The sequence below is a fragment of the Saccharothrix sp. ST-888 genome (assembly GCF_000955975.1).
Classification (GTDB): Bacteria; Actinomycetota; Actinomycetes; order Streptomycetales; family Streptomycetaceae; genus Kitasatospora.
The window spans coordinates 84088-109388 of record NZ_JYJF01000002.1; the positions used below are offsets into that span (position 1 = coordinate 84088).

20 protein-coding genes, 1 tRNA gene and 1 riboswitch are annotated in these 25301 nt (G+C 71.9%); of the genes, 12 read left to right on the forward strand and 9 right to left on the reverse strand.

Annotated features, from left to right (window positions below):
- Positions 1–117 precede the first annotated feature (117 nt).
- The 3 genes from UK12_RS01745 (at position 118) to UK12_RS01755 (ending at position 5526) form a co-directional block, all read left to right on the forward strand.
- Positions 118–3057, forward strand: a complete 2940-nt coding sequence (locus tag UK12_RS01745; RefSeq protein ID WP_045298889.1) for a UPF0182 family membrane protein — start codon at positions 118–120, stop codon at positions 3055–3057.
- A gap of 58 nt (positions 3058–3115) precedes the next feature.
- Positions 3116–3189 (forward strand) — tRNA-Met (locus UK12_RS01750).
- 336 nt (positions 3190–3525) lie between these two features.
- The gene (locus UK12_RS01755) at positions 3526–5526 is read left to right on the forward strand and encodes a tetratricopeptide repeat protein (RefSeq protein WP_197084464.1); all 2001 of its coding nucleotides are present in this window, start codon (positions 3526–3528) and stop codon (positions 5524–5526) included.
- Positions 5527–5729: 203 nt separating this feature from the next.
- Here UK12_RS01755 and UK12_RS01760 read toward each other — a convergent pair whose 3' ends face one another.
- Positions 5730–6146, reverse strand: a complete 417-nt coding sequence (locus UK12_RS01760) for a Fur family transcriptional regulator (RefSeq protein ID WP_045298654.1) — start codon at positions 6144–6146, stop codon at positions 5730–5732.
- Positions 6147–6250: 104 nt separating this feature from the next.
- On the opposite strand from UK12_RS01760, the gene UK12_RS01765 reads away from it, so the two are divergent.
- Positions 6251–7729 carry a catalase gene (locus UK12_RS01765; RefSeq protein ID WP_045298656.1) on the forward strand — a complete coding sequence of 493 codons (1479 nt, stop codon included), beginning with the start codon at positions 6251–6253 and terminating at the stop codon, positions 7727–7729.
- 80 nt (positions 7730–7809) lie between these two features.
- Here UK12_RS01765 and hisN read toward each other — a convergent pair whose 3' ends face one another.
- The 5 genes from hisN to UK12_RS01790 all read right to left on the reverse strand — a co-directional run bounded on the left by hisN (position 7810) and on the right by UK12_RS01790 (position 12369).
- A complete protein-coding gene (gene hisN, locus UK12_RS01770; protein ID WP_045298658.1) occupies positions 7810–8607 on the reverse strand; it encodes a histidinol-phosphatase in 798 nt (265 codons plus the stop codon).
- 57 nt (positions 8608–8664) lie between these two features.
- Entirely contained in the window at positions 8665–8988 is a 324-nt protein-coding gene (locus UK12_RS01775) for a DMT family transporter (RefSeq protein ID WP_045298660.1), read from the reverse strand.
- A 148-nt stretch (positions 8989–9136) separates the two neighbouring features.
- A complete protein-coding gene (rsgA, locus tag UK12_RS01780) occupies positions 9137–10192 on the reverse strand; it encodes a ribosome small subunit-dependent GTPase A (RefSeq protein WP_045298662.1) in 1056 nt (351 codons plus the stop codon).
- 14 nt (positions 10193–10206) lie between these two features.
- Positions 10207–11526: a 3-phosphoshikimate 1-carboxyvinyltransferase gene (aroA, locus tag UK12_RS01785; protein WP_045298664.1), complete on the reverse strand. Its 1320-nt coding sequence runs from the start codon at positions 11524–11526 to the stop codon at positions 10207–10209.
- A gap of 138 nt (positions 11527–11664) precedes the next feature.
- On the reverse strand, positions 11665–12369 hold the full coding sequence (locus tag UK12_RS01790; protein ID WP_045298666.1) for a M50 family metallopeptidase: 705 nt from the start codon (positions 12367–12369) through the stop codon (positions 11665–11667).
- A gap of 145 nt (positions 12370–12514) precedes the next feature.
- Between UK12_RS01790 and UK12_RS01795 the strand changes: the two genes are divergently transcribed.
- The 8 genes from UK12_RS01795 (at position 12515) to def (ending at position 20641) form a co-directional block, all read left to right on the forward strand.
- Complete coding sequence (locus UK12_RS01795) at positions 12515–13270, forward strand: SOS response-associated peptidase (RefSeq protein WP_045298667.1); 756 nt, start codon at positions 12515–12517, stop codon at positions 13268–13270.
- An 89-nt stretch (positions 13271–13359) separates the two neighbouring features.
- Entirely contained in the window at positions 13360–13995 is a 636-nt protein-coding gene (locus UK12_RS01800; protein WP_045298669.1) for an alpha/beta hydrolase family protein, read from the forward strand.
- Between the two features lie 320 nt (positions 13996–14315).
- On the forward strand, positions 14316–14966 hold the full coding sequence (locus tag UK12_RS01805; RefSeq protein ID WP_197084482.1) for a sigma-70 family RNA polymerase sigma factor: 651 nt from the start codon (positions 14316–14318) through the stop codon (positions 14964–14966).
- Positions 14963–15310, forward strand: coding sequence for a mycothiol system anti-sigma-R factor (gene rsrA / locus UK12_RS01810; RefSeq protein WP_045298670.1), 348 nt, complete (start codon positions 14963–14965; stop codon positions 15308–15310). The genes UK12_RS01805 and rsrA overlap by 4 nt, the downstream gene beginning before the upstream one ends.
- A gap of 211 nt (positions 15311–15521) precedes the next feature.
- The gene (locus UK12_RS01815; RefSeq protein WP_197084465.1) at positions 15522–17114 is read left to right on the forward strand and encodes an HD-GYP domain-containing protein; all 1593 of its coding nucleotides are present in this window, start codon (positions 15522–15524) and stop codon (positions 17112–17114) included.
- A gap of 58 nt (positions 17115–17172) precedes the next feature.
- Positions 17173–18570 carry an HD-GYP domain-containing protein gene (locus UK12_RS01820; protein WP_197084466.1) on the forward strand — a complete coding sequence of 466 codons (1398 nt, stop codon included), beginning with the start codon at positions 17173–17175 and terminating at the stop codon, positions 18568–18570.
- A 326-nt stretch (positions 18571–18896) separates the two neighbouring features.
- Positions 18897–19877 (forward strand): tetratricopeptide repeat protein, encoded by a 981-nt coding sequence (locus UK12_RS01825; protein ID WP_045298672.1) that lies wholly within the window; start codon positions 18897–18899, stop codon positions 19875–19877.
- A gap of 122 nt (positions 19878–19999) precedes the next feature.
- Positions 20000–20641: a peptide deformylase gene (gene def / locus UK12_RS01830; RefSeq protein WP_045298674.1), complete on the forward strand. Its 642-nt coding sequence runs from the start codon at positions 20000–20002 to the stop codon at positions 20639–20641.
- A gap of 115 nt (positions 20642–20756) precedes the next feature.
- On the opposite strand, the gene UK12_RS01835 is transcribed toward def, so the two are convergent.
- From UK12_RS01835 to UK12_RS01845, 3 genes are all read right to left on the reverse strand, one after another.
- Positions 20757–21785, reverse strand: coding sequence for a ribonucleotide-diphosphate reductase subunit beta (locus tag UK12_RS01835; RefSeq protein WP_231590994.1), 1029 nt, complete (start codon positions 21783–21785; stop codon positions 20757–20759).
- Positions 21782–24190, reverse strand: coding sequence for a ribonucleoside-diphosphate reductase subunit alpha (locus UK12_RS01840; protein WP_045298676.1), 2409 nt, complete (start codon positions 24188–24190; stop codon positions 21782–21784). The genes UK12_RS01835 and UK12_RS01840 overlap by 4 nt, the downstream gene beginning before the upstream one ends.
- A 186-nt stretch (positions 24191–24376) precedes the next feature.
- Positions 24377–24506: riboswitch (cobalamin riboswitch) on the reverse strand.
- Between the two features lie 82 nt (positions 24507–24588).
- The gene (locus UK12_RS01845; protein WP_045298678.1) at positions 24589–25083 is read right to left on the reverse strand and encodes a GNAT family N-acetyltransferase; all 495 of its coding nucleotides are present in this window, start codon (positions 25081–25083) and stop codon (positions 24589–24591) included.
- Positions 25084–25301: the final 218 nt, after the last annotated feature.

A 25301-nucleotide genomic window follows, 5' to 3' on the forward strand; every position in this document is an offset into this window, starting at 1 on the left:
CCGGTGTACGGACCGTGGGAACTCAGGTAATCACCGACTAAGTTGCATAAAGGACCGACCCGCTCGCCCCGACCCGTTCACCCACGACACAGCAGAGGTGCCACCTTGGTGTTCCAGATGCCGGACCGACCAGGACCGGGCTTCCGGCCCAGAGTCGGCCCACCCTCACGCCGGGCGCGCGTCCTGCTGCTGACCGCCGCGGTGCTCGCGGCGCTGATCGTGCTGTTCGTCCTGTTCGCCGGGCTGTGGACGGACTGGCTCTGGTTCAAGTCGGTCGGCTACTCCTCGGTCTTCGGCACCCAGCTGTCGGCGAAGATCGGCCTGTTCGCGGTCTTCGGCCTGGTCATGGCCGTCGTCGTCGGCGTCAACCTCTGGCTGGCGTACCGGCTGCGGCCGCCGCTCTCGGCGATGTCGGTCGAGCAGCAGAGCCTGGACCGCTACCGGATGGGTGTGGCCCCGTACAAGCGCCGGCTGCTGGTGGCGATCTCGCTGCTGATCGGTCTGGTCGCCGGTGCGGCGGCGACCGGCCAGTGGCGCACCTGGCTGCTGTGGACCAACCAGACGCCGTTCGGCGAGAAGGACAGCCAGTTCCACCTGGACGTCGCCTTCTACGCCTTCTCGCTGCCCTGGTACGAGTTCCTGCTCGGCTTCGCGTTCAGCGCGGTGATCGTCTCGCTGCTGGCCGCGGTGCTGGTGCACTACCTGTACGGGGGCCTGCGCCTGCAGGGTCCCGGGCGGCGGGCGAGTGCCGGCGCGCAGGGCCACCTGGCCGTGCTGCTGGGTGTGTTCGTGCTGCTCAAGGCGGTCGCGTACTGGCTGGACCGGTACGCGCTGGCGGTGAAGTCCGGCGCCTACAAGGGCGTGGAGGGCTGGACCGGGCTGCGCTACGTGGACGCCAACGCGTACCTGCCGGCCAAGACCATCCTGTTCTTCGTCGCGATCATCTGTGCGCTGCTGTTCTTCCTGACGCCGATCCGCCGCACCTGGGCTCCGGCCCTGATCGGCTTCGGCCTGATGGCGCTCTCGGCGGTGCTGATCGGCGGGCTCTACCCGGCGATCGTGCAGCAGTTCCAGGTCAAGCCGAACGAGCAGGCCAAGGAGACGCCGTACATCCAGAAGAACATCGACGCCACCCGGCAGGCGTACGGCATCGCGGACAGCCAGACCCAGCAGTACACGCCCAAGGACTCGACCACCGCCGACGCGCTCAAGCAGGACGCCCAGACCATCTCGGACATCCGCCTGCTGGACCCGAACGTGGTCTCGCCGGCCTTCCAGCAGCTTGAGCAGCAGCGCTCGTACTACGCCTTCCCGAAGACCCTGAACGTCGACCGGTACGGCATCGGCACCGCCGCCCAGGACACCGTGATCGGCGTGCGCGAGCTCGACCTGAACGGCGTCCAGCAGCGGAACTGGATCAACGACCACTTCAAGTACACCCACGGCTACGGCGTCGTCGCGGCCAAGGGGAACCAGGTCAACTCCCAGGGGCAGCCGGTCTTCACCGAGTCGGGCCTGCCGGCCACCGGCGCCCTCGGGGACTACCAGCAGCGGGTCTACTACGGCGAGAAGAGCACCCAGTACTCGATCGTCGGCGGCTCCAACAGCGAGATCGACTACACCACCGACACCGGTGCCGACCAGACGTACAAGTACACCGGTGACAGCGGCGTCTCGCTGGACAACCCGCTGACCCGGGCCGCGTACGCGGTGAAGTTCGCCGAGCCGAAGATCCTCTACTCGGGTGCGATCACCGACGGTGCCAAGGTGATCTACGACCGGACGCCCAAGGAGCGGGTGGAGAAGGTCGCGCCCTGGCTCTCCATCGACGCCGACCCGTACCCGGTGGTGGAGAACGGCCGGCTGGTCTGGGTCCTGGACGGCTACACCACCTCCGACGGCTACCCGTTCTCGTCCAAGACCACCCTCGGCGACGCCACCAAGGACTCGCTGACCGACCAGCGCGGCCGGACGCTGACCTCCGCCAACGAGGTCAACTACATCCGCAACTCGGTGAAGGCCACCGTGGACGCGTACACCGGCGAGGTGACGCTCTACCAGTGGGACGACGCGGACCCGGTGCTGAAGACCTGGATGAAGGCGTTCCCCGGCACGATCGAGCCCCGGAGCGCCATCCCGAGCACGCTGCTGCCGCACCTGCGGTACCCGCAGGACATGTTCAAGGTCCAGCGCGACCTGCTGGCGATGTACCACATGACGGACGCCAACGCCTTCTTCAACGGCACCGACATCTGGCAGGTCCCGCAGGACCCGACCACCGGCACCGGCGACGTGCAGCCGCCGTACTACCTGACGGTCCGGATGCCCGACGCGGCCGCCGCCAGCTTCTCGCTGACCACCTCCTTCGTGCCCAGCAAGCGCGACAACCTGGCCGCCTTCATGGCGGTCGGCGCGGACCCGGGCCCGGACTACGGCAAGATCCGGGTCCTCAAGGTGCCCGGGGACACCGGCACGCTCGGCCCGAACCTGGCGCAGGCCAAGTTCAACTCCGATCCCGAAGTCGCCCGCCAGCTCAACATCCTGAAGAACGGCAGCGGCTCCGACGTCGAGTACGGCAACCTGCTGACCCTCCCGGTCGGCGGCGGTCTGCTCAACGTCGAACCGGTGTACGTCCGCGGGAACAGCGCCAAGTACCCGGTGCTGCAGAAGGTGCTCGCGGTGTACGGCAAGGACAACGTGGCCTTCGAGAACACCCTGGAGGACGCGCTGAAGAAGGTCTTCGGCGCCGCCACCAGCGGAGCCCCGGCCACGCCGAACGCACCCGGCACCACCAGCCCCGGCACCACCGCGCCTGGCACCACCACCCCGCCGGCCACCGGACCGGGGACCGGCGCCAACCCGGCGCTGGACAAGGCGCTGCAGGACGCCCAGAAGGCGTTCACCGATGGCCAGGACGCACTGAAGAACGGGGACTGGACCAGGTACGGCCAGGACCAGAAGACCCTTCAGGACGCGCTCGCTGCCGCGGCCGCGGCGCAGCAGAAGGGCGGCGGCGGTGCCCCGGCACCGTCCTCCTCGCCCACTGCCAGCCCCTGAGCTGCGACAACCGATTTCTGTTCCACCCCGCGACCGTGCTACGGTTGAGACACAACGACGCGGGGTGGAGCAGCTCGGTAGCTCGCTGGGCTCATAACCCAGAGGTCGCAGGTTCAAATCCTGTCCCCGCTACTCGATAGTCAGAAGGCCCGGCAGATTCATCTGCCGGGCCTTCTGCATGTCCGCACGGCGTGTCGGCCTGCTCCGGTACTATGCGTGACTGGGGTTTGTGGGGCTCAAGTGTCGGGAAATCGACAAAGCGCTGAAGCAATCTCGCCGGGCTTCGGCCCGCTCCGCCAAAAACGGCCGGAGCAGGTGTACGCGGGTTGCGGGTGATGCGACGATGGGCCACACGGGGGATGCAGGACGACGGCTGACGAGCCGTCCGATCCGGCGCACCCCTTGGGGGTCCCCCCGGCCGAAGGCTGGGGGAGGATGCCGCAGCACTCTGGGGGAGCGGGAGTCGGCATGAAGTTGATCGGCAGGAACGATACGGGAGCGAGGCCCACCCCGGTCAAGGGCACCAGCACGGCCCAGGCCGACGGAGCGGGCGAGCCGCTCCGCGACGCCGACACCGAGGCCTGGGCGATCGGCCCCGAGGACACTCAGCGGGCCCTGCCCACCCAGCGCACCAGCAGCCTGACGGGCGGTCCCGACCCGGCGGCCGGTTCGGGTCCGGAGCGGCTGGTGCACGTCTCGGCGCGGCAACTCCTCGATGCCATCGGTCCGTACGGAACCGCATCGGTCTCCGTCGAACCCGACGGCGAGGAGGAGACCAGCTTCGAGTCCGCGCTGGCCGCCCGCGAGCAGGCCGCACTGGAGTCCAGGCACCGCCACGCGGCCGACGGCGGCGACGCCAACGCGGCCAGCCAGCTCGGCGCGCTGCTGCTGCGCCGGGGGGACTTGGAGGACGCCGAGCCCTACCTGCGCAGCGCCGCCGCCGCCGGGCTGCGCGCCGCCGCCAACAACCTCGGGGTGCTGCTGCACCAGCGCGGCCACCGGGCCGAGGCGGCCCAGTGGTGGCGGCAGGCCGCCGTCGCGGGCAGTGCGCCGGCCGCGCACGCGCTCGGCCTCCAGCTGCGCGACCAGGGCGAGGAGGAGGCCGCCGAGTACTGGCTGCACTTCGCCGCCGAGCAGGGGCACCCGCTCGGCGCGTACGCCCTGGGCGACCTGATGGAGCATCGGCGGGACGTCCGGGCCGAGCGCTGGTTCCGGGCCGCCGCCGACGCCGGCCACCGCGAGGCCGCGTACCGGCTGGCCCGGATGCGCGAGGCGGCCGGGGACAAGGAGACCGCCGAGACCTGGTACCGCACCGCCGCCGCGCGCAGCCACGCCCGCGCCGCGCTGCGGCTCGGCGTACTGCTGGAGGAGCGGGCCCACCAGGACCAGACCTGCGCGGACGAGGCCGCCCGCTGGTACCGCCAGGCGGCGCAGAACGGCGAGGCCAGGGCGGCCTGTGCGCTGGGCTTCCTGCTGCGCGACGCCGGGGATCCCACCGCCGCCGCCGAGTGGTGGCAGGAGGCCGCGGAGGCGGGCGACGGCATGGCCGCGAACGCGCTCGGAGCGTTGCACGCGAGTCGGGGCGAGGCCGCCGAGGCCGAGCGCTGGTACCGCGTCGCGATGGACGCGGGCGACCACAACGGCGCCTTCAACCTCGGGCTGCTCTGCGCGGGCGCGGGCCGGGAGGCGCAGGCCGAGCAGTGGTACCGGCGGGCCGCGTACGCCGGGCATCGGGAGGCGTGCAACGCGCTGGCCGTGGTGCTGCTCCAGCGCGGCGACGAGTCCGGCGCCGAGCCCTGGTTCTCCAAGGCCGCCGAGGCCGGGAGCGTCGACGGCGCCTTCAACCTCGGCGTCCTGCACGCCGGGCGCGGGGAGCAGCAGCAGGCGCACGAGTGGTACGCGCGCGCCGCTGCCGAGGGGCACGGCGAGGCGGCGCTCCAGCTGGCGGTGGCCCAGGAGCAGCGCGGCAATCTGACCGGTGCGCTGGAGCGCTACCGGCAGGCGGGCTCGGGCGGTTCGGCCGAGGGCGCGTTCCGGCTGGCCTCGCTGCTGGACCGGCGCGGTGACGCGGACGCGGAGGCCGAGCACTGGTACGCGGTGGCCGCCGACGCCGGGCACCGGCGGGCGCAGGTGCGGATGGGCGTACGGGCCGCGGAGCGGGGCGCGCTGCAGATCGCCGAGAGCTGGTACCGGCGGGCCGCGGAGGCGGGCAGCCGCAGCGCGGCGTTCAACCTGGGCCTGCTGCTGGCGCGGCAGGACAGCGAGGCCGAGGCGATGCTCTGGTACACCCGGGCCGCGGACGCGGGGCACGGGCGAGCGGCGCTGCGGCTCGCGCTGCTGGCGCTGCGCCGGGGCGAGCCGCTGCAGGCGGAGAGCTACTGCCGGCGGGCAACGGAGTACGGCCCCGCGGAGGTCGCGGAGCGGGCGGCCCGGCTGCTGGGGGCGCTGCACTCGGAGCTCAGCGCCTGAGCCTTTCAAGGGCAAGGACGAGCAGAACGGGGGCGCGGGGAACTACGCGCAGCGGAAGGCGACTGGAGTCGGTTCCGGCGGGGTGAGCCGGTTGCAGGATCTCTGGTGGGGTGGTGCAGCCTATCGGCCGGAGGGCGGGTGCGGCAGGGGGATCTTCCGCTTCGCGCAGTTCCCCGCGCCCCTGGTGTGCGTTCCCTGAGCGGTCAGGGTCTCGCGCAGTTGGGACAGAGGCCGCGGTAGGTGACCTCGGCGCCCGAGATGACAAAGCCGAAGCGCTCGGTGGCGGGCAGGGCGGCAATTGGATCACCCTGGGGGTGGACGTCGCGGATCGCGCCGCAACCGGAGCAGATCAGGTGCTGGTGGGCGTGGTGCGCGTTGGGGTCGTACCGCTTGGCGCGGCCGTCGGTACTGACCTCCAGCACCTCGCCGAGGCTCACCAGTTCGCCGAGGGTGTTGTAGACGGTGGCGCGGCTGATCTCGGGCAGTCGTTCCACCGCGCGCGCGTGCACCTCGTCGGCGGTCAGGTGCACATGGTCGCCGTCGAGGACCTCCGCCACGACACGCCGCTGCGAGGTCAGCCGCCACCCACGTCCGCGAAGTCGTTCCAGCAGGTCACTCATGGGGACAGGGTAGGCCACATTCCGAAGTTGGTTCCAGTGTTGACTTAGACAAAGTCCAAGCTAGGATCGAGTCTGTCACGACCGGATAACGCGGAGGCACTGCCATGACGACCCAGGACGAGCTGCGGCCCACCCTCACCACGGAGGCCGGTGCCCCCGTCGCGGACAACCAGAACACCGAGACCGCCGGCATAGGCGGCCCGGCGCTGATCCAGGACCAGCTGCTGTTCGAGAAGCTCGCGCACTTCAACCGCGAGCGCATCCCGGAGCGCGTGGTGCACGCCCGCGGCGCCGCCGCGTACGGCACCTTCACCGTGACCGCCGACGTCTCCGCCTACACCCGGGCGGCGTTCCTCTCGGAGATCGGCAAGCAGACCGAGACCTTCCTGCGCTTCTCCACCGTGGCCGGCAACCTCGGCTCGGCCGACGCCGTCCGTGACCCGCGCGGGTTCGCGCTGAAGTTCTACACCGAGGACGGCAACTACGACCTCGTCGGCAACAACACCCCGGTGTTCTTCATCAAGGACGCCATCAAGTTCCCGGACTTCATCCACACCCAGAAGCGCGACCCGTACACCGGCTCGCAGGAGGCGGACAACGTCTGGGACTTCTGGGGCCTGTCGCCCGAGTCGACCCACCAGGTGACCTGGCTCTTCGGTGACCGCGGCATCCCGGCCACCTACCGCAACCTGAACGGCTACGGCTCGCACACCTACCAGTGGCAGAACGAGGCCGGCGAGTACTTCTGGGTGAAGTACCACTTCAAGACCGACCAGGGCATCAAGAACCTCACCCAGGACGAGGCCAACAGGCTCGCCGGTGAGGACCCGGACAGCCACCAGCGCGACCTGCGCGAGGCGATCGAGCGCGGCGAGTTCCCGAGCTGGACCGTCCAGGTGCAGATCATGCCCGCCGCCGACGCCGCGCAGTACCGCTTCAACCCGTTCGACCTGACCAAGGTCTGGCCGCACGAGGACTACCCGCCGATCGAGATCGGCAAGCTGGAGCTCAACCGCAACCCGGAGAACGTCTTCGCCGAGGTCGAGCAGTCGATCTTCTCCCCGGCGCACTTCGTCCCCGGCATCGGCCCGTCCCCGGACAAGATGCTCCAGGGCCGTCTGTTCGCCTACGCGGACGCCCACCGCTACCGCGTCGGCATCAACGCCGACCACCTGCCGGTGAACCGCCCGCACGCCGCCGAGGCGCGCACCAACAGCCGTGACGGCTACCTGTACGACGGCCGCCACGGCCGCCAGAAGAACTACGAGCCGAACAGCTTCGGCGGCCCGGTCGAGACCGGCCGTCCGCTCTGGTCCGCCGTTCCGGTCACCGGCACCACCGGCAACCACGAGGCGCCCTCGCACGCCGAGGACAACGACTTCGTCCAGGCGGGCAACCTCTACCGGCTCTTCTCCGAGGACGAGAAGCAGCGCCTGATCGCCAACCTGGCCGGCTTCATCGCCAAGGTCTCGGCCGACCGCGACGACATCGTCGAGCGGGCGATCAACAACTTCCGCCAGGCCGACGCCGACTACGGCCGGCGGCTGGAGAACGCGGTCCGCGAGCTGCGCAAGCAGAAGTAACCGCCGGCCGCCGCCAAGACCGCGGGCCCTGGAACCAGCTTTCGCCTGGTTCCAGGGCCCGCACCCACGAGGGCACCGGATCAGACGCTCAGCCGGCGCAGCGTCTCGTCGTGCAGCAGCCCGTTGGAGGCCACCGCGTCCGCGCCGTTCGGCCCGTCGATCCCGTCGAGCCCGGTGAAGCGGCCGCCCGCCTCCTGGACGATCACGCACGGCGCCGCCATGTCCCACAGGCTCAGCTCCGGCTCGGCTGCCATGTCCACCGCGCCCTCGGCGACCATCATGTACGACCAGAAGTCACCGAACGCCCGGGTCCGCCAGCAGGAGCGGGAGAGGTCGAGGAAGGCGTCCAGCCGGCCGCGCTCCTCCCAACCGGTGAGCGAGGAGTACGAGAGCGAGGAGTCCTCGATCCGGGAGACCTTGGACACCTCGATCCGGCTCGCCTTGGCCAGGCTGCGGCCGGCGTAGGCGCCCAGGCCCTTCGCCGCCCACCAGCGGCGGCCCAGCGCCGGGGCGGAGACCATGCCGACCACCGGCTGCTGCTCGCCGTCCGGCCCGTCCTCCAGCAGCGCGATCAGGGTGGCCCAGACCGGTACGCCCCGGACGAAGTTCTTGGTCCCGTCGATCGGGTCGATCACCCAGCGGCGCGGGCCCGAGCCCTGCAGGCCGAACTCCTCGCCCAGCACCGCGTCGCGCGGGCGGGCCCGCTGCAGCACGCCGCGCAGTAGCTCCTCGGTGGCCTTGTCGGCGTCGCTCACCGGCGTCAGGTCGGGCTTGGTCTCGATCTGCAGGTCCAGCGCCTTGAAACGGTCCATGGTGACGGAGTCGGCCGAGTCGGCGAGGACGTGGGCAAGGCGGAGGTCATCGTGGTAGTCGGCCATGCTCGAACACTATCGAGGCATCGGGAGCCGCGTCAGAGCGGCTCGCAGGGCGGGACGTCAGTGGCCGCTGCCGCTGAGCTGGAGACCGACCACGCCGGCGATCACCAGAGTGATCGAGACCAGTTTGAGCACCGAGGTCGACTCGTCCATCCAGATCATCCCGTAGACCGCGGTACCGGCCGCGCCGATGCCGGTCCAGACCGCGTAGGCGCTGCCCACCGGCAGGGACTTGAGCGAGAGGGTCAGCAGGCCGAAGCTGCCGAGCGCGAAGCAGGCGAAGCCGATGGTGGGCCAGAGCTTGGTGAAGCCGTCGCTCAGCTTGAGGTTGATCGCGAACCCGGTCTCCAGCAGACCGGCGATGATCACCAAGGCCCATGCCATCGAGCTGACTCCCTGCCGCGTCGAGGACTGACCTTCCTATGATCGCCACGCGCGGGCCGTCCGACACCTTCCGATGGGCAATCGGGCACGGCATCGGGGGCACGGGGGAACCGCCTGATGCAGGCGGTTCCCCCGTGCCCCCGGGTGGCTAGTCGCCCTCGCGGGCCTCGCGGGTGGCCAGCAGGCGGCGCAGCGAGTAGAGGCGGGCGGGGTCGGCGTGGCCGTCGGTGACCCAGGCGTCCAGCGCGCAGTCGGGTTCGTCGTGGCTGCAGGCGCGCGGGCAGTCGGCGGTGCCGGACTCCAGGTCGGGGAAGGCGTGGATGACCCGGGACGGGTCGATGTGCGAGAGGCCGAAGGAGCGGAAGCCCGGGGTGTCGATCACCCAGCCCGGGTCGAGCGCCTTCCTGGAGCCGGGCTTGACGCCGGGCGGCGGCGGAAGCCGCAGGGCCAGCGCCGAGACGGTGGTGTGCCGCCCGCGCCCGGTCACCGCGTTGACGTGCCCCGTGATCCGCTGGTGCGCCGGGACCAGCGCGTTGACCAGAGTGGTCTTGCCGACGCCCGAGTGCCCGATGAACACCGTGGAGCGCCCGCGCAGGTGCTCCCGGACGGCCTCCGCGTCCTCGGTGGACAGCTCGTCCCGCCGGGTGACGACGTAGCGGATGCCCAGCGGCGCGTACGACTCCAGCAGCGGTTCGGCCGAGGCCAGGTCGGACTTGGTGAGGACCAGCAGCGGTTCCATCCCCGCGTCGTACGCGGCGACCAGGCAGCGGTCGATCAGCCGGGGCCTGGGCTCCGGGTCGGCCAGGGCGGTGACGATGGCCAGCTGCTCGGCGTTGGCGACGACGATCCGCTCGTACGGGTCGTCGTCGTCCGCGGTGCGCCGCAGGACCGAGGTGCGCTCCTCGACCCGGACGATGCGGGCGAGCGTGTCGGGTTCACCGGAGAGATCGCCGACCACGTTGACCACGTCGCCGACGACGACGCCCTTGCGGCCCAGTTCGCGGGCCTTCATGGCGACGACCTCGCGCTCCTGCTTGGTCCCGGCGTCCACCAGGCAGGTGAGCCGGCCCCGGTCCACCGTGAGGATCATCGCCTCGGCGGCGTCCTCGTGCTTGGGCCGGATCCGGGTCCGCGGCCGGGAGCCCCGGCGGGCCGGGCGGTTGCGGATGTCGTCCTCGTCGGCGTCCTTGCCGTAGCGGCGCATGGTGCAGTACTCCCTTAGCCCTGGCCCAGTAGATCGGCCCACATCTGCGGGAAGTCGGGCAGGGTCTTGGCCGTGGTCGCCACGTTCTCCACCTGGACGCCTTCGACCGCGAGGCCCAGCACCGCTGCGGCGGTGGCCAGGCGGTGGTCCTCGTAGGTGTGGAAGACGCCGCCGTGCAGCGGGCGCGGACGGATCCGCAGGCCGTCCTCCGTCTCGGTGACGTCGCCGCCGAGGTCGTTGATCTCCTTGGCCAGCGCGGCCAGCCGGTCGGTCTCGTGCATCCGCAGGTGGGCGATGCCGTACAGGTGGGACTCGGAGTCGGCCAGCGCGGCGACGGCGGCGATCACCGGGGTGAGCTCGCCGACGTCGTGCAGGTCGACCTCGATGCCGTGGATCCGGCCGGTGCCGGAGAACTCCAGGCCGTCGTCGGTGAAGCGGCAGCTGCCGCCCATCCGGGTGTAGATCTCGCGCAGCTGGTCGCCGGGCTGGTAGGTGTGCCTCGGCCAGTCGCGGACGGTCACCCGGCCGCCGGTGACCAGCGCGGCGGCGAAGAACGGCGCGGCGTTGGAGAGGTCCGGCTCGACCACCAGGTCGCGGCCGATCAGGGCGCCCGGGGTGACCCGCCAGATGTCCTTCTCGCCGCCGTCCTCGGGCGCGTCCACCTGGGCACCGGCCTTGCGGACCATGTCCACCGTCATCCGGATGTGCGGGAGGGAGGGGACGGTGCCGCCGATGTTCCTGATCTCCACGCCGTTGTTGTAACGGGCGCCGGAGAGCAGCAGCGCGCTGATGAACTGGGAGGAGGACGAGGCGTCCAGCTCCACCGGGCCGCCGTCCAGCGCGCCGGAGCCGTGCACGGTGAGCGGGAAGCCGCCGCGCCCGCCGTCGTCGATCCGGGCGCCGAGCGCGCGCAGGGCGTTGATCACGCCGTGCTGCGGACGCTCGTACGAGCGCGGGTCGCCGTCGAAGTGCACCGGGCCGTCGGCCAGCACCGCGAGCGGGGGCAGGAAGCGCATGACGGTGCCCGCGTTGCCGACGTCCACCTGGGCCGGGCCGTGCAGCTGGCCGGCCGGGATGACCCGCCACGCCTCGCCGCCGCCGGTGCCGCCGCTGGCGGTGTTGACCGTCTCCTCGATGGTCACGCCGAGTGCGCGCAGGCCGTCCGCCATCAGCTGGGAGTCACGGCTGCGCAGCGGGCGGCGCACCCAGCCTGGGCCGTCCGCGAGGGCGGCCAGCACCAGGGCTCGGTTGGTCGCCGACTTGGAGCCGGGGATGGTGACGGTCGCGTCGACGGCGGTGGTCGCAACGGGGGCGGGCCACAGGGCTTCGGTCATGTGCCAAGTCTAGGGGCCCGGGAAATCAGGGCTTCGTTCCTATTCGAATGGCGGACGTGCGTTCTGCGAAGACATGCGGAGCGTGCGGTGCAGCAGGTGGTGCCCCGCCCCCGGAGGGTCACCGCCCGGGCCCGGGGGTCAGGCGGACATCAGCCAGCTGCCGCCGGCCAGCAGGCAGGACAGGGCGATGACCAGGAAGAGGGTCACCCAGAGGACTCCGGCCACCCCGGTGAGGCGGGCGAGTTGGTCGGCGTCGGACTCCGGGGCCTCGCCGCGCCGCCGCTTGGTCTGGAGCTCCACCACCGGGCGCACCCCGGCGAAGAGCAGGAACCACACGCCCAGGTAGGCGAAGACCGCCTGGAGTTCGCCGCCGCCGTACCAGGAGATCAGGACGAAGGCCGCGCCGGTGACCACCACGGAGAGCAGCCCGAACGCGTTCCGCACCATGATCAGGACGGCCGCCAGCAGGACGATCCCGATCCACAGCAGCTGGGCGATGTGCTGCCCGGCGAGCAGGGCGGCGCCGCCGAGGCCGAGCAGCGGCGGGGCGGTGTACCCGGCGGCGGCGGTGAGGATCATGCCGGGGCCGGTGGGCGGCCCGGAGGAGATGGTCAGGCCGGAGGTGTCCGAGTGCAGCCGGATGCCGGCCAGCCGGCGGCGGGTGAGGACGGCGGCCAGGCCGTGTCCGCCCTCGTGCGCGATGGTCACCACGTTGCGGCTGAACTTCCACACGGGACGCAGCAGGACGGCGAGCAGGGCGACCGCCGCCGTGGCCGGGGCCACCCAGCTCGGCGGTCCCGGCTGGGAACCGACCACCAGGTGCCATACGTATTCGCTGTCCATGCCCTGCCTTCCGTGGTCGCACCGAGCGCTGCCGCGTCGGATCCGAGTGGGCAGCCTCCCATGGCAGGACGGCCCGACGGTACTTCCCGGTTCTGGTGGGTGAGATCGGGCACAGTGCGCCGCCGTCGCATGGCAAGCTGGCCGCATGTGCGGACGTTTCGCCTCCACCACCAAGCCCGAGGACCTGGTCGAGATCTTCGGTGTCCAGCAGTGGGAACCGACCGAGACCATCGCACCGAGCTGGAACGTGGCGCCCACCGACTCGGCGTACGCGGTGCTGGACCGCGCACCCAAGGGGGAGCGCGAGCCGGTGCGCCAGCTACGGGTGCTGCGCTGGGGCCTGGTGCCGTCCTGGTCGCGGTCGGCCGAGACGGCGGTGAAGATGATCAACGCCCGCTCCGACACCGTGCACGAGAAGCCCGCCTACCGCCAGGCCTTCGCCTCCCGGCGCTGTCTGCTGCCGGTCGACGGCTACTACGAGTGGCAGACCATACCCGGCGAGAAGGGCAAGCCGCGCAAGCAGCCCTTCTTCGTCAGCCGCATCGACGGCCGGCCGCTGGCCCTGGCCGGGCTGTACGAGTTCTGGCGCGACCGCACCGTCCAGGCCGACGATCCGGCGGCCTGGCTGGTGACCTGCACCATCGTCACCACCGACGCCGAACCGGCGCTCGCCCCGATCCACGAGCGGATGCCGCTCTTCCTCGACCCGGGCACCTTCGACGCCTGGCTGGACCCGTCCCTCGACAGCGCCGAGGAAGTGCGGCCGCTGCTCGTCCCGCCCGCGCCCGGCGTACTCCAGGCCGTCCCGGTCTCGGCGGCGGTCGGCAACATCCGCAACAACGGGCCCGACCTGCTCAAGCCGCTCGACGAGACCGGGAACGACGGCACCATGCTCTTCTGAGCCCCGCTGGGCCCCGGCCTTGCTGCCGGCCCCCTCGCCCGACACCTGACGCAGTCGAAGCCGATCTTCGGAAATCCCCAGGAGCCGCCGTGCAGACCCTCGTGACCACCCCGGCCGGCGAGGCCAGGATCACCCGGTACCCGGCCGCCGGGCGTCCGAAGGCGCTGCTCGCACTCGGGCACGGTGCGGGCGGCGGCGTCGAGGCGATCGACCTGCAGGCCCTGGCTGCCGCACTGCCCGGGCGCGGGATCGCGGTCGCGCTGGTCGAGCAGCCCTGGCGGGTCGCGGGGAAGAAGGTCGCCCCCGCGCCGAAGACCCTGGACGCGGGCTGGCTCCCGGTGATGGCCGAACTCGCCGGTGACGGGCTGCCGTTGGTGGCCGGCGGCCGCAGCGCCGGCGCCCGGGTGGCGTGCCGTACGGCGGTGGCCGCCGGCGCCGTCGCGGTACTGGCGCTGGCGTTCCCGCTGCACCCGCCGGGCCGGCCGGAGCGCAGCCGGGCCGAGGAACTGCTCGGCTCCGGCCGGCCGACCCTGGTGCTCCAGGGGGAGAAGGACACCTTCGGCACCCCCGAGGAGTTCCCCGGGCTGCCGGAGGGCCACCGCCTGGTCGCCGTTCCGTACGGGAGCCACGGCTTCGCCGTCCCCAAGCGGGCGCCGTACGGCCAGGACGAGGCACTGCAACTGATCACCGCATCGGTCGGCGACTGGATCCTCGGACTCTGCTGAGGCTGCTGGGAATGCCCGGCGGGGCGCTCTGGTTAACACCACCGTCAGCAGGTGAGCCCCGTGGAAAGGCAGCACACATGGGTTCGATCGCGTGCCCCGAGCGGCCGAACGAGCGGGCGGCGATGGATGCCGCGCTGCCGGTCTGGCCGGACTGGCTTGCCACGAGCGAGAAGCCCGTGAGCCCGATATCCTCGCTGTCGGGTGGACCCGCAGTGGGTCGTGCCCGGGATGCCGAGGAGGTGGGTCCGGTCGTCGGGACCGAGGACGAGGCCGAGCCGGGCGAGGTGCTGCCGGTGAGCGAGGTTCTCACGGGTGACGAGCTGGCCGAGGCGATCGGCGAGGACACCTTCCGGGTGTCGGAGAACGAGACCGAGAGTGCTCGGCGGGAGCGCTTCGAGCGCGACGCCCTGGGTTACCTCGATCCGATGTACTCCGCCGCGCTGCGGATGACCCGGAACCCGGCCGACGCCGAGGATCTGCTGCAGGAGGCGTTCGCCAAGGCGTACGCGTCCTTCCACCAGTTCCGCGAGGGCACCAACCTCAAGGCGTGGCTGTACCGGATCCTCACCAACACGTTCATCAACTCGTACCGCAAGAAGCAGCGCGAGCCCCAGCGCACCGCCGCCGAGGAGATCGAGGACTGGCAGCTGGCCCGGGCCGAGTCGCACATGTCGACCGGTCTCCGCTCGGCCGAGGCCCAGGCACTCGACCACCTGCCGGACAGCGATGTGAAGGATGCCCTCCAGGCCATCCCGGAGGAGTTCCGAATCGCGGTCTACCTCGCGGACGTCGAGGGGTTTGCGTACAAGGAGATCGCGGACATCATGGGTACACCCATCGGTACGGTGATGTCCCGACTGCACCGGGGCCGCCGACAGTTGCGCGGCATGCTGGAGGACTACGCCCGCGAGCGCGGGCTCGTTCCGGCAGGTAGCGGAGCAGGGCAGGAAGCGAAGGGCGCGGGCTCATGAGCTGCGGCGATCCGCACGACACCGAGTGTGGAGAGGTGCTCGACCACCTCTATGAATTCCTCGACAACGAAATGGCCGAGGGCGACTGCGCCAAGTTGCGGGTGCACTTCGAGGAGTGCTCGCCCTGCTTGGAGAAGTACGGGCTCGAACAGGCCATCAAGGCGTTGATCAAGCGTTCCTGCGGCTGCGACGATACGCCTGCCGACCTGCGCAGCAAGGTGCTCGCCCGGATCGACAGCATCCGTGCCGGGCAGCGCTCCGGCGAGTCGCGGCCGATCGCCGAGGTCGCGGCGGACGAGGCCGCGGGCCACGGCGCGCAGAGCACGCTCGCGGCGTCCGAGTAGACCTCGGCCGCCGCGACCGGCGGCCCGGTTCGGGCCGCAGTGGGTCGTGCGCCGCTCCCCGCGCCGTAGGGCGGGATCGGTGGTCGGCACGGCGGGATTGCTCGACTCACTCGTTCGGGTGAGCTGACAGTGCGTCGACCCGGGCAATGCGTTTTCGCGCCTCCGCACTCCCCGGTGTAGCCCTATCCTCCTCTGACGGCCCCTCAAGCCGGTGCGGTCCGAGGGGAACTGCGGCCATGGCGGGGAGGCGGAGATCGCTGGTGAGCACCGAGACGCCGCTCCGGCGGGCGGGGCGGCGCCCGGACCTCGAAGCACCCGGTGCGCGGACCGGCGCACGGTCGGCTATCTGCTGGCGGTGCTGGCCGCCGCAGTCGGCTGCCTGCTGACCCTGGCGCTGCCCGCCACCGGCCCGGCCGGCTGGCTGGGCGGACCGGTGGACTGGTCCGGGGTCGCCCTGCTGGCCTTCCTGCACTGCTGCTGGGACGGCCTGGCCCAGGGGCTTCCCGCCCCCTGCCGCCGAGGCCGGAGTGCGCTGCTCCGCCGGCCGGGGCGGCCCGGCCGGGCGGGCTTCTCCGCCGGTCCGGCCTTCTTCCCCGTGCTGTTCGCCGGGGTCCTGATACTGCCTCCGGCCGCCGCCGCGCTGGTCGCCCTGCCCGCCGCGTTCGCCCGGTACGCCGACCAGCGCCGTACGCTGCGCCGCAGTTGGAACGCCGCACAGCTCGCCGTCTCGGCCTACACGGCCGGGGTGGTGTTCCATCTGACGGACGGCCCACGGCTGTTGCCCGGGTCCGAGTTCCCAGCGGCACTGCTCCCCGCACTTGCTTCGGTGGCGACGTTCTGCCTGGTCAACAGCGCCCTGGTGGCGGGAATGCGACGGCTCGCCGGGCCTCGTACGGTGGGCCGGCCGCGACCGGGCGCAGCGCTGCGCGGTCCGCTCGCGGTGGTGCTGCCCGCGCTGGTGCACGGGGCCGGCGGGCTGATGGTCGCGATCCTCTGGCGGGGACCGTACGGAGCCTTCGCGGCGGTGCTCGCCCTGCTGCCGTTCACCATCTCCGCCTGGGTCTTCGCCCAGGGGCACCGGGAGCGGACGGCCCAGCAGACCTCGGTCCAGGCGCTGGTGCAGGCCGTGGAGATCAAGGACGCGTACACCAGGGGCCACAGCGAACGGGTCGGCCGGGCAGCGGTGCTGATTGCCGGCCAGCTCGGCATGGTCGAGGAGCGGCTGCGCACCCTGCACTTCGCCGGGACCCTGCACGACGTGGGCAAGCTGGGAGTGGCGACCGAACTGCTGCGCAGAAACGGTCCGCTGAGCGAGGCGGAGCGGCGGGCCGTCGAAGTGCACCCGGTCTTCGGCCACGAGCTGGTCCGGGACATCGCCTTCCTCGGCGAGGAGGGCCGGGCCGGAATCCTGCACCACCACGAGCGGCTGGACGGGCTCGGCTACCCCGACGGCCTGGCCGGCGACCGGATCCCCGAGTTCGCCCGGATCATCTCGGTCGCGGACGCCTTCGACTCGATGACCTCCACCCGCTCCTACCGGCGCGGACGGCCGGTCGCCGAGGCGGTCGCCGAGCTGGAGCGGTGCGCGGGGAGCCAGTTCGACCCGGCGATGGTGCGGGCGCTGGTCGCGGCCGTCGCGGAGCACGGGTGGGAGCCCGTCCTGCCGCCGCCCGGCGGCTGGGCCGGTGAGGTGCCGGACATCCCGCTCGGCGTACCTGAGCCCGCCAGGACGCTCGCCTCGCAGGGGCGCGCGGCGCGGACCGTGCGCGCGGGCGGCGCGCGGCGCGGCGGAGGTGCGCGGTGAGCCGGTGCGCGGGGTGCCGGTGCGCGGGGTGCGCGCGCTGTGGGGCCGGGCGCCCCGCGTGGGCGCTTGCACGCCGGGGCAGGGCAGCACACTCCCCGGCGGGTGGGGCGGCCCGGAGCGTCGGCGGGCCGGGGACTGGACGGCCGGGGCGGTCGGGGTGGGCCGGGTGGTCGGGGTGGTGAGCGCCGAGGTGGTCTGGGTGCGGGCGGTCCATCTGGCCGCCGCCGTGCTGCTGGTGGCCGGGCTCGGTGTGATGCTGCGTGACGGGCCCGCCGAACCGGGGGCCGCCCTCGCCTTCGCCGCCGTGATCGCGGTCGGCGAGCGGGTCCGGGTCACGCTGCCGGGAGACCGCGAGCAGGCGCCGATCGGCTCCGCCGTCGCACTGGCGTACGCCCTGCTCGGCCCACTGCGCGGACTTCCCACCACCCACGGGGTGTTGCAGGTGATCGCGGTCGCCGGGGTCGGGATGCTCAGTGGAGCCGTACCGCCGCTCCGGGCCCCGGGCCCGGCCAGGGTGGACGCGATCGCCCGCCGGCTGCTCACCGTCGCCTTCGCGGCCACCCTCTTCCAGCCGCTCTACGACAGCGGCACCCTCGACCGGGCGGACTGCACCGGACCGGCGTACGGGCTGTTCGTGAGCGGGGTCGCGGCCCTCACCGCGCTCTGCGACGCGACCCTGGCCGCCGGGCTGCACCGGGCCAGGACCGGCCTGCGGTTCGCCGCCGCACTGGAGGACGAGCTGCGGTCGCTGCTCGGCATCGGCTCCGCGATCGTCGCGACCGGCATGCTGATCAGCCTGCTGGCGGCCGAGACGGGGCTCTGGGCGCTGCCGCTGTTCTGCACCCCGCTGCTGCTGGCGCAGGCGTCCTTCCGCCGGGCGGCGGCGGTGCGGGCCACCACCGGACAGACCATCGAGACCCTCGCCCGCGCCACCGAGGTGGCCGGCTACACCCCGCCGGGCCATGCCCGCCGGGTCGCCGACACCTCCTGCGCGCTCGGCCGGGCGCTCGGCTTCGGCACCCGGGACCTGGCCCTGCTGGAGTACGCCGCGCTGATGCACGACATCGGCCAGCTCTCGCTGCTCGAACCGGTGCCCTGTGGTGCCACCGCCCGGCTGCCGCAGCACGAGCAGCAGCGGATCGCCAGGCTGGGCAGCGAGGTGATCCGGCAGACCGGGGTCCCGCGGCAGGTCGCGCAGCAGGTCGCCCGGCTGGCCGACCCGTGCCGCCGCCCCGACGGATCGAACGATCCGACCCTGCCGCTGGCCGCCCGGATCATCCGGGTCGCCAACGCCCACGACGAGCTGCTCACGCTCGCCCGCAACCGGGGCCTGCCGGAGGCGGCCGGGCAGCTGGAGGCCCTGGAACTGCTGCGGCTGGAGCGCGGCGACGGGTACGACCAGAGGGTGGTCGAGGCGCTGGCCGGGCTGGGCCGCCGGGAGGGACGGGGCAGGTGAAACCGGGGCGCGCAGGTGTGCCGTACCGCCGGTGACCGGACGGTGAACCCGCTGTGGCGGGCCCGCGATTATGACGTACCGGAGCGGCGAAGCTGACTGAATGGACGTGCGGGGAGCGCAGTCGAAGGCTGCCGTGGTTGGATGCGGTCGTAGCGTGGAACACCGGAACCGGGGCCGCCCGGCTCCCGGGGTGCTCCGGCTGCGGCCACCGGTCCGGTGAACCGGTCCGGTGGCGGACACCGGACTCCGCGCAGGCCCCACCCGGGGTGGCCCGGCCTCCGGGAAGGCACCGCGGTACTGGCGGACGACAACGGCAGGGACGGAACGTGAGGATCTTCCACCGCGCACGGCACCGGCCGTCGGCCACCTGGCGGCAGACGACCGATCGGGCCTTCACCCTGATCGGTGACGGCCGCTACGAGGACGCGGGGGCGCTGCTGGTGATGGCGGCGGACCTGGAGCCGTGGCTCTCCGACTCCTGGTTCAACCTCGCACTGCTGCACAAGTTCCGCCGCGACTGGGACCAGGCGCGCAGCGCCGGCCTGCGCGCCGTCGCCCTGCTCGACCGCGAACACGGCGCCCCCGACTGGTGGAACCTCGGCATCACCGCGACCGCCCTGCAGGACTGGCCGCTCGCCCGGCGCGCCTGGCAGGCGTACGGCCTGCGGCTGCCCGGTGGTGCCGCGCTGGACAGCCCGGTGGAGCTGGACCTCGGCACCACGCCGGTGCGGCTCTCCCCGGAGGGCGAGTCCGAGGTGGTCTGGGGCAGACGCCTCGACCCGGCGAGGATCGAGGTGCTCTCCATCCCGCTGCCCTCCTCGGGCCGCCGCTGGGGCGAGGTGGTGCTGCACGACGGCGCCCCGCACGGCGAGCGGGTCACCGACGGGGTGGCGTACCCGGTCTTCGACGAGATCGAGCTCTGGGCGCCGTCCCCGGTGCCGACCTTCGTCGTGCTGCTCCAGGCGGCCACCGCCGCGGACCGCGACGCGCTGGAGCGGCTGGTCGCCGACGCGGGTTACGCGGCCGAGGACTGGACCTCCTCGGTGCGGCTGCTCTGCCGCACCTGTTCGGAGAGCCGGATGGCCGCCGACGACGGGCACACCCACCACCACGACCCGCACGACGACGGCGACCTCGACCACCCCGGTCACCTCAGCCACCTCAGCGGCAGCGGCGGGATGTCCTGGCTGGCCGAGCGGGAGTGCGGGATCGCCGCCCCCGCCGGGCTGGTCCGCCGGCTGCTCGACCGCTGGGCCGCCGCCTCGCCGGGGACCAGGGCCTACCGCGACCTCGAAGAGGTCTGCTAGCAGAAGTCGGGGCGAAGAGGCCGAAGAGGTCCGCCGGGCAAGGGAAGTAAGGACCCGGCAGTATCTCGGGGCCGTACTCTTGAGCGGTAAACCCCCAGTGATCCACGGAAGCGGAAGCGACGATGGCGGACCAGCACAACCACGAGCACGACCACGACCACGAGCATGAGCACGAGGAGCCTCAGCCGACCGAGGTGATCGGTGAGGTGCCGGACCTCGCCAACGCCACCGCTCGCCCGATCACCGTGGTGGGCAACCCCGTTCTGCACCGTGAGTGCCAGGACGTCACCGCTTTCGACGCCGAACTCTCCGCGCTGATCGACGACATGTTCTCCTCGATGTACGCGGCCGAGGGCGTGGGCCTCGCGGCCAACCAGGTCGGCGTCGACCTCAAGGTCTTCGTCTACGACTGCCCGGACGACGAGGGTGTGCGCCACATCGGCCACGTCGTCAACCCGGTGCTGGAGGAGCCGCCGGTCGGCCGCCGCCGCGTCCTGGACGACGGCCAGGAGGGCTGCCTCTCCGTCCCCACCGCGTACGCCGAACTGCCGCGCCCCGACTACGCCGCGGTGACCGGCCAGGACAAGGACGGCAACCCGATCCGGGTGGAGGGCACCGGCTTCTTCGCCCGCTGCCTCCAGCACGAGACCGACCACCTGTACGGCTTCCTGTACATCGACAAGCTCTCCAAGCGCGACCGCAAGGCCGCCCTGAAGCAGATGGCCGAGGGCACCCCCCGGTACGCGACCGTCCCGAACGACTGACGGGACGGACAGCCGGCGGTACGGCGGCCGGAGGTACGACAGCCGGAGCTGCGGCGGCCGGAGGTACGGCGAAGGCCGGTACGGGAAGTCCCGTACCGGCCTTCGTGGTTGTGGCCTAGAAGTCGTCGTCGAAGGAGACCGAGCCCTCGACGGCGACCTGGTACGCGGAGACCCGGCGCTCGAAGAAGTTGGTCAGCTCCTGGACGTTCTGCAGCTCCATGAACCCGAACGGGTTGCTGGATCCGTAGCGGATCGGCATGCCGAGGCGGGCCAGCCGCTGGTCGGCGACGGCCTGCAGGTACTCGCGCATGGACTCGGTGTTCATGCCGGGCAGGCCCTCACCGCAGAGGTCGCGGGCGAACTGGAGCTCGGCCTCGACGGCCTCCTCCAGCATCTCGGTGACCTGCTTGGCCATCTCGTCGTCGAACAGGTCCGGCTCCTCCTCGCGGACGGTGTCCACGACGGAGAAGGCGAAGTCCATGTGCATGGACTCGTCCCGGAACACCCAGTTGGTGCCGGTGGCCAGGCCGTGCAGCAGACCGCGCGAGCGGAACCAGTACACGTAGGCGAAGGCGCCGTAGAAGAACAGGCCCTCGACGCAGGCCGCGAAGCAGATCAGGTTGAGCAGGAAGGCCCTGCGGTCCTCCTTGGTCTGCAGCGAGTCGATGTGGTCGACCGCGTTCATGTACTTGAAGCAGAACTGCGCCTTCTGGTGGATGGAGGGGATGTTCTCCACCGCCGCGAAGGCCGCCGCGCGGTCGTCCGGGTCGGGCAGGTAGGTGTCGAGCAGCGTCAGATAGAACTGGACGTGCACGGCCTCCTCGAACAGCTGCCGGGACAGGTAGAGCCGGGCCTCGGGGGAGTTGATGTGCTTGTAGAGGCTCAGCACCACGTTGTTGGCGACGATCGAGTCACCGGTCGCGAAGAAGGCGACCAGGCGGCCGATCATGTGCCGCTCGCCCTCGCTGAGCTTGGCGAGGTCGGCGACGTCGGAGTGCAGGTCCACCTCCTCGACGGTCCAGGTGTTCTTGATGGCGTCCCGGTACCGGTCGTAGAACGACGGGTAGCGCATCGGACGCAGCGTCAGCTCGAAGCCGGGGTCGAGCAGCATCTTCTTGCGGTCTTCGGACTGAGGGGTGCTCACTGGCAGGCCTCGCAGGACTCGGGGTTCTCCAGGGAGCAGGCGATGGCGGTGGCCTGCTCCTCAGCGGTCATGGTGGGCGCCGGCACGCTCACGGCGTTGCTGCGGGTCGCGGCCTGGGCGATCCGGGTGGCCGGGCGCGAGCGCAGGTAGTAGGTGGTCTTCAGACCGACCTTCCAGGCGTACGCGTACATCGAGCTGAGCTTGCCGATGGTGGGCGCGGCCATGAAGAGGTTCAGCGACTGGCTCTGGTCGATGTACGGCATGCGGGCGGCAGCCAGGTCGATCAGCGCGCGCTGCGGCAGCTCCCACGCGGTGCGGTAGAGCGAACGGACCCCGGCGGGCAGCCAGTTGAGGTCCTGGACCGAGCCGTTGGAGTCGCGCAGGGCGTCCCGGGTCTGCTGGTCCCAGACGCCGAGCTCCTTCAACTCCCGGACCAGGTACGGGTTGACCTGGAGGAACTCGCCGGAGAGGGTCTCGCGCTTGAACAGGTTGGAGACCTGCGGCTCGATGCACTCGTACACACCGGCGATGGACGCGATGGTCGCGGTCGGCGCGATGGCCAGCAGCAGCGAGTTGCGCAGACCGGTGCGGGCGATGGTGGCGCGCAGGGCGTCCCAGCGCTCGGTCCACTGCGGGGTGGCCGCACCGAAGTGGTCGATGTGCAGCTCGCCCCGGGCGGCGCGGGTCTCCTGGTACGCCTCGTGGCGGCCGAACTGCTCGGCCAGCTCGCTGGAGCGCTCGTACGCGGTGAGCATGATGCGCTCGGAGATCAGCGTGGAGAGCTGCTTGGCCTCGGCGGAGTCGAAGTCCAGGCGGAGCTTGAAGAAGACGTCCTGCAGGCCCATCACACCCAGGCCGACCGGGCGCCAGCGCGAGTTGGACGCGCCGGCCTCGGGGGTCGGGTAGAAGTTGATGTCGATGACCCGGTCCAGGAAGGTCACGGCGGTGCGCACGGTGGCGTCCAGCCGCTCCCAGTCCATCGCGTTCAGCAGGTCGGCGGCGGTGGCACCGGCGGCCACGTGGGCACCGAGGTTGACCGAGCCGAGGTTGCAGACCGCGGTCTCGGAGTCGTCGGTGACCTCCAGGATCTCGGTGCAGAGGTTGGAGGAGTGCACGGTCCGGCCGGGCAGCGCGGTCTGGTTGGCGGCGCGGTTGGAGGCGTCCTTGAAGGTCATCCAGCCGTTGCCGGTCTGCGCCAGGGTGCGCATCATCCGGGCGTACAGGGTCTGCGCCGGGATGGTGCGGACGGCCTTGCCCGCGGCCTCGGCCTGGACGTAGGCGGCGTCGAACTCGGCGCCCCACAGGTCGACCAGCTCGGGGACGTCGGCGGGGGAGAACAGCGACCAGTCGGCGTTGGCGTTCACCCGGCGCATGAACTCGTCCGGGATCCAGTGCGCCAGGTTGAGGTTGTGGGTCCGGCGGGCCTCCTCGCCGGTGTTGTCGCGGAGCTCCAGGAACTCCTCGATGTCGGCGTGCCAGGTCTCCAGGTAGACGCAGGCCGCGCCCTTGCGGCGGCCGCCCTGGTTGACGGCGGCGACCGAGGAGTCCAGGGTGCGCAGGAACGGGACGATGCCGTTGGACTTGCCGTTGGTGCCCCGGATCAGGCTGCCGCGCGAACGGATCCGGCTGTAGGACAGGCCGATGCCGCCGGCGTGCTTGGACAGCCGGGCGATCTGGGCGTAGCGCGAGTAGATCGAGTCCAGGTTGTCCAGCGGCGAGTCCAGCAGGTAGCAGCTGGACATCTGCGGGTGCTTGGTGCCGGAGTTGAAGAGCGTCGGCGAACTGGTCAGGTACTCCAGGCGGCTCATCAGCGTGTAGAGCTCGGCCACCTCGGCCACGGACTGCTCGCTGTCGCCGACCGCCAGGCCGGCCGCGACGCGGAGCAGGAAGTGCTGCGGGGTCTCGATCACCTTGCGGGTGATCGGGTGGCGCAGCAGGTAGCGGGACTGCACGGTGCGCAGGCCGAAGTACTCGAAGCGGTCGTCGCCCTGAAGGTCGATCAGGGCGTCGAAGACCTCGGCGTGCTTGGCGACCAGGGCGGCGGTGACGTCGCCGATCAGGCCCTCGGCGTGGCCGACGGCGATCGAGGCGGAGAACGAGACGGCGCCCTGGCCGATCGCCTCGTCGGCGATCTCCATGGCGAGCAGGCGGGCGGCCAGCTTCGAGTACTGGGGGTCCTCGGCGATCATCGACGCGGCGGCCTCCACGGCCAGCCCGCGCAGCTCGGCGAAGTCCGAGCCGGCGTGGCGGCCGCGCAGCGCGGCGGCGGCGACGTGGCCGGGGTCCACCTGGGGGAGGTCCACGCTGCGGTCGGTGAGGAGCCGAAGCAGTGCCGCACCGGGGTCGGTCTGGGGGGTGGCGGCGGAACCCTGGGAGGGCAGGGCAACTGAGGCAGCGATGGTCAAGGCGCTTCTCTCCTGGCGGCGGCGGACGACTGGGGAGCCCCTCCCAGCCGGAGGCTGGGGGTGGGAGGTCCGGACCGACACGAGCGCAGGAAAGGACAGCACGCCCGGTATCGGCGCGCTCTCGCCCCCCTGGCCCACCCGCGAGGCCCGGACGTACTGCGGTGCTGCAAGGCATCTGCGGGGAAGCCGTGTGGCACACCGTCGGCAGGTCATCGGACTTACGGGCGCTTGGGGGAGCCGCCCGCTCACCGCTGCGGGGCAGTCCCGGATTCGCACCGGGTTCCCCTGCTTCGACAGCGAGAGCGAGCATACATGTTGTGGCGGTGCGACGATGCGGCACCAGATGTAGTGGCGTGTGTCGTGGCCGAGCTACCCGCGTGGTTACGCGGCAGAGGCCGTCAGAAGGTGATGGAGTACACCATGAGGTCGATTCCGGGGGCCGGTGCCCAGTCCCGTCCGGGGGTCCTGGCAAAGCCCAGGCGCTCGTAGATCCGGTGCGCCGCCTTCATCCCCGGGCGGGTCGAGAAGGCCATTCCGGCCAGCCCGAGCTCCCGGCAGCGGGTCATCGCGGCACGGACCAGTGCCTCGCCCGCGCCGCGCCCGCGGGCCGCCGCGCCGACCGCCAGCATACGGATCTCGCCCTCGTGCGGGGCGGCGATGTCGGCCCACTCGGTGCCGCCGACCGCGAGGGTCACACAGCCGAGGACCTGCCGGCTGTGCGGGTCGACCGCGACGAGGAGTTCGGCCTCCTGGTTGCGGCGGCCGGCGTCCCGCAGGAGCTCGACGTAGCCGCTGTCCGGCGAGGTGTGACCGTCGCCCACGAACGCCTCGACCGTGACGTCACCAGCGGCTTCGAGGTCCTCTTCGAGCGCCCGGCGGATGAGGATGTCCATCCGGACAGTGTGCCGGACGGGAAGGCGGAGGCGGCGGGCAGGGTGCCGTACAGGCGGTCGGGAAGAACCGGCGCCGCGGGGTGGTTGGGGCCCTCGTGACCGCCGCCCGGACCTTCGCCGTGACCGCCGCCCGAGCCGGGCCCGCCGGGGTGCCCCGGCAGGCCGCGGCCGGGCAGTTCACGGCCGATCAGAAAGCCGAGCAGGCCGAAGCCGCCGAT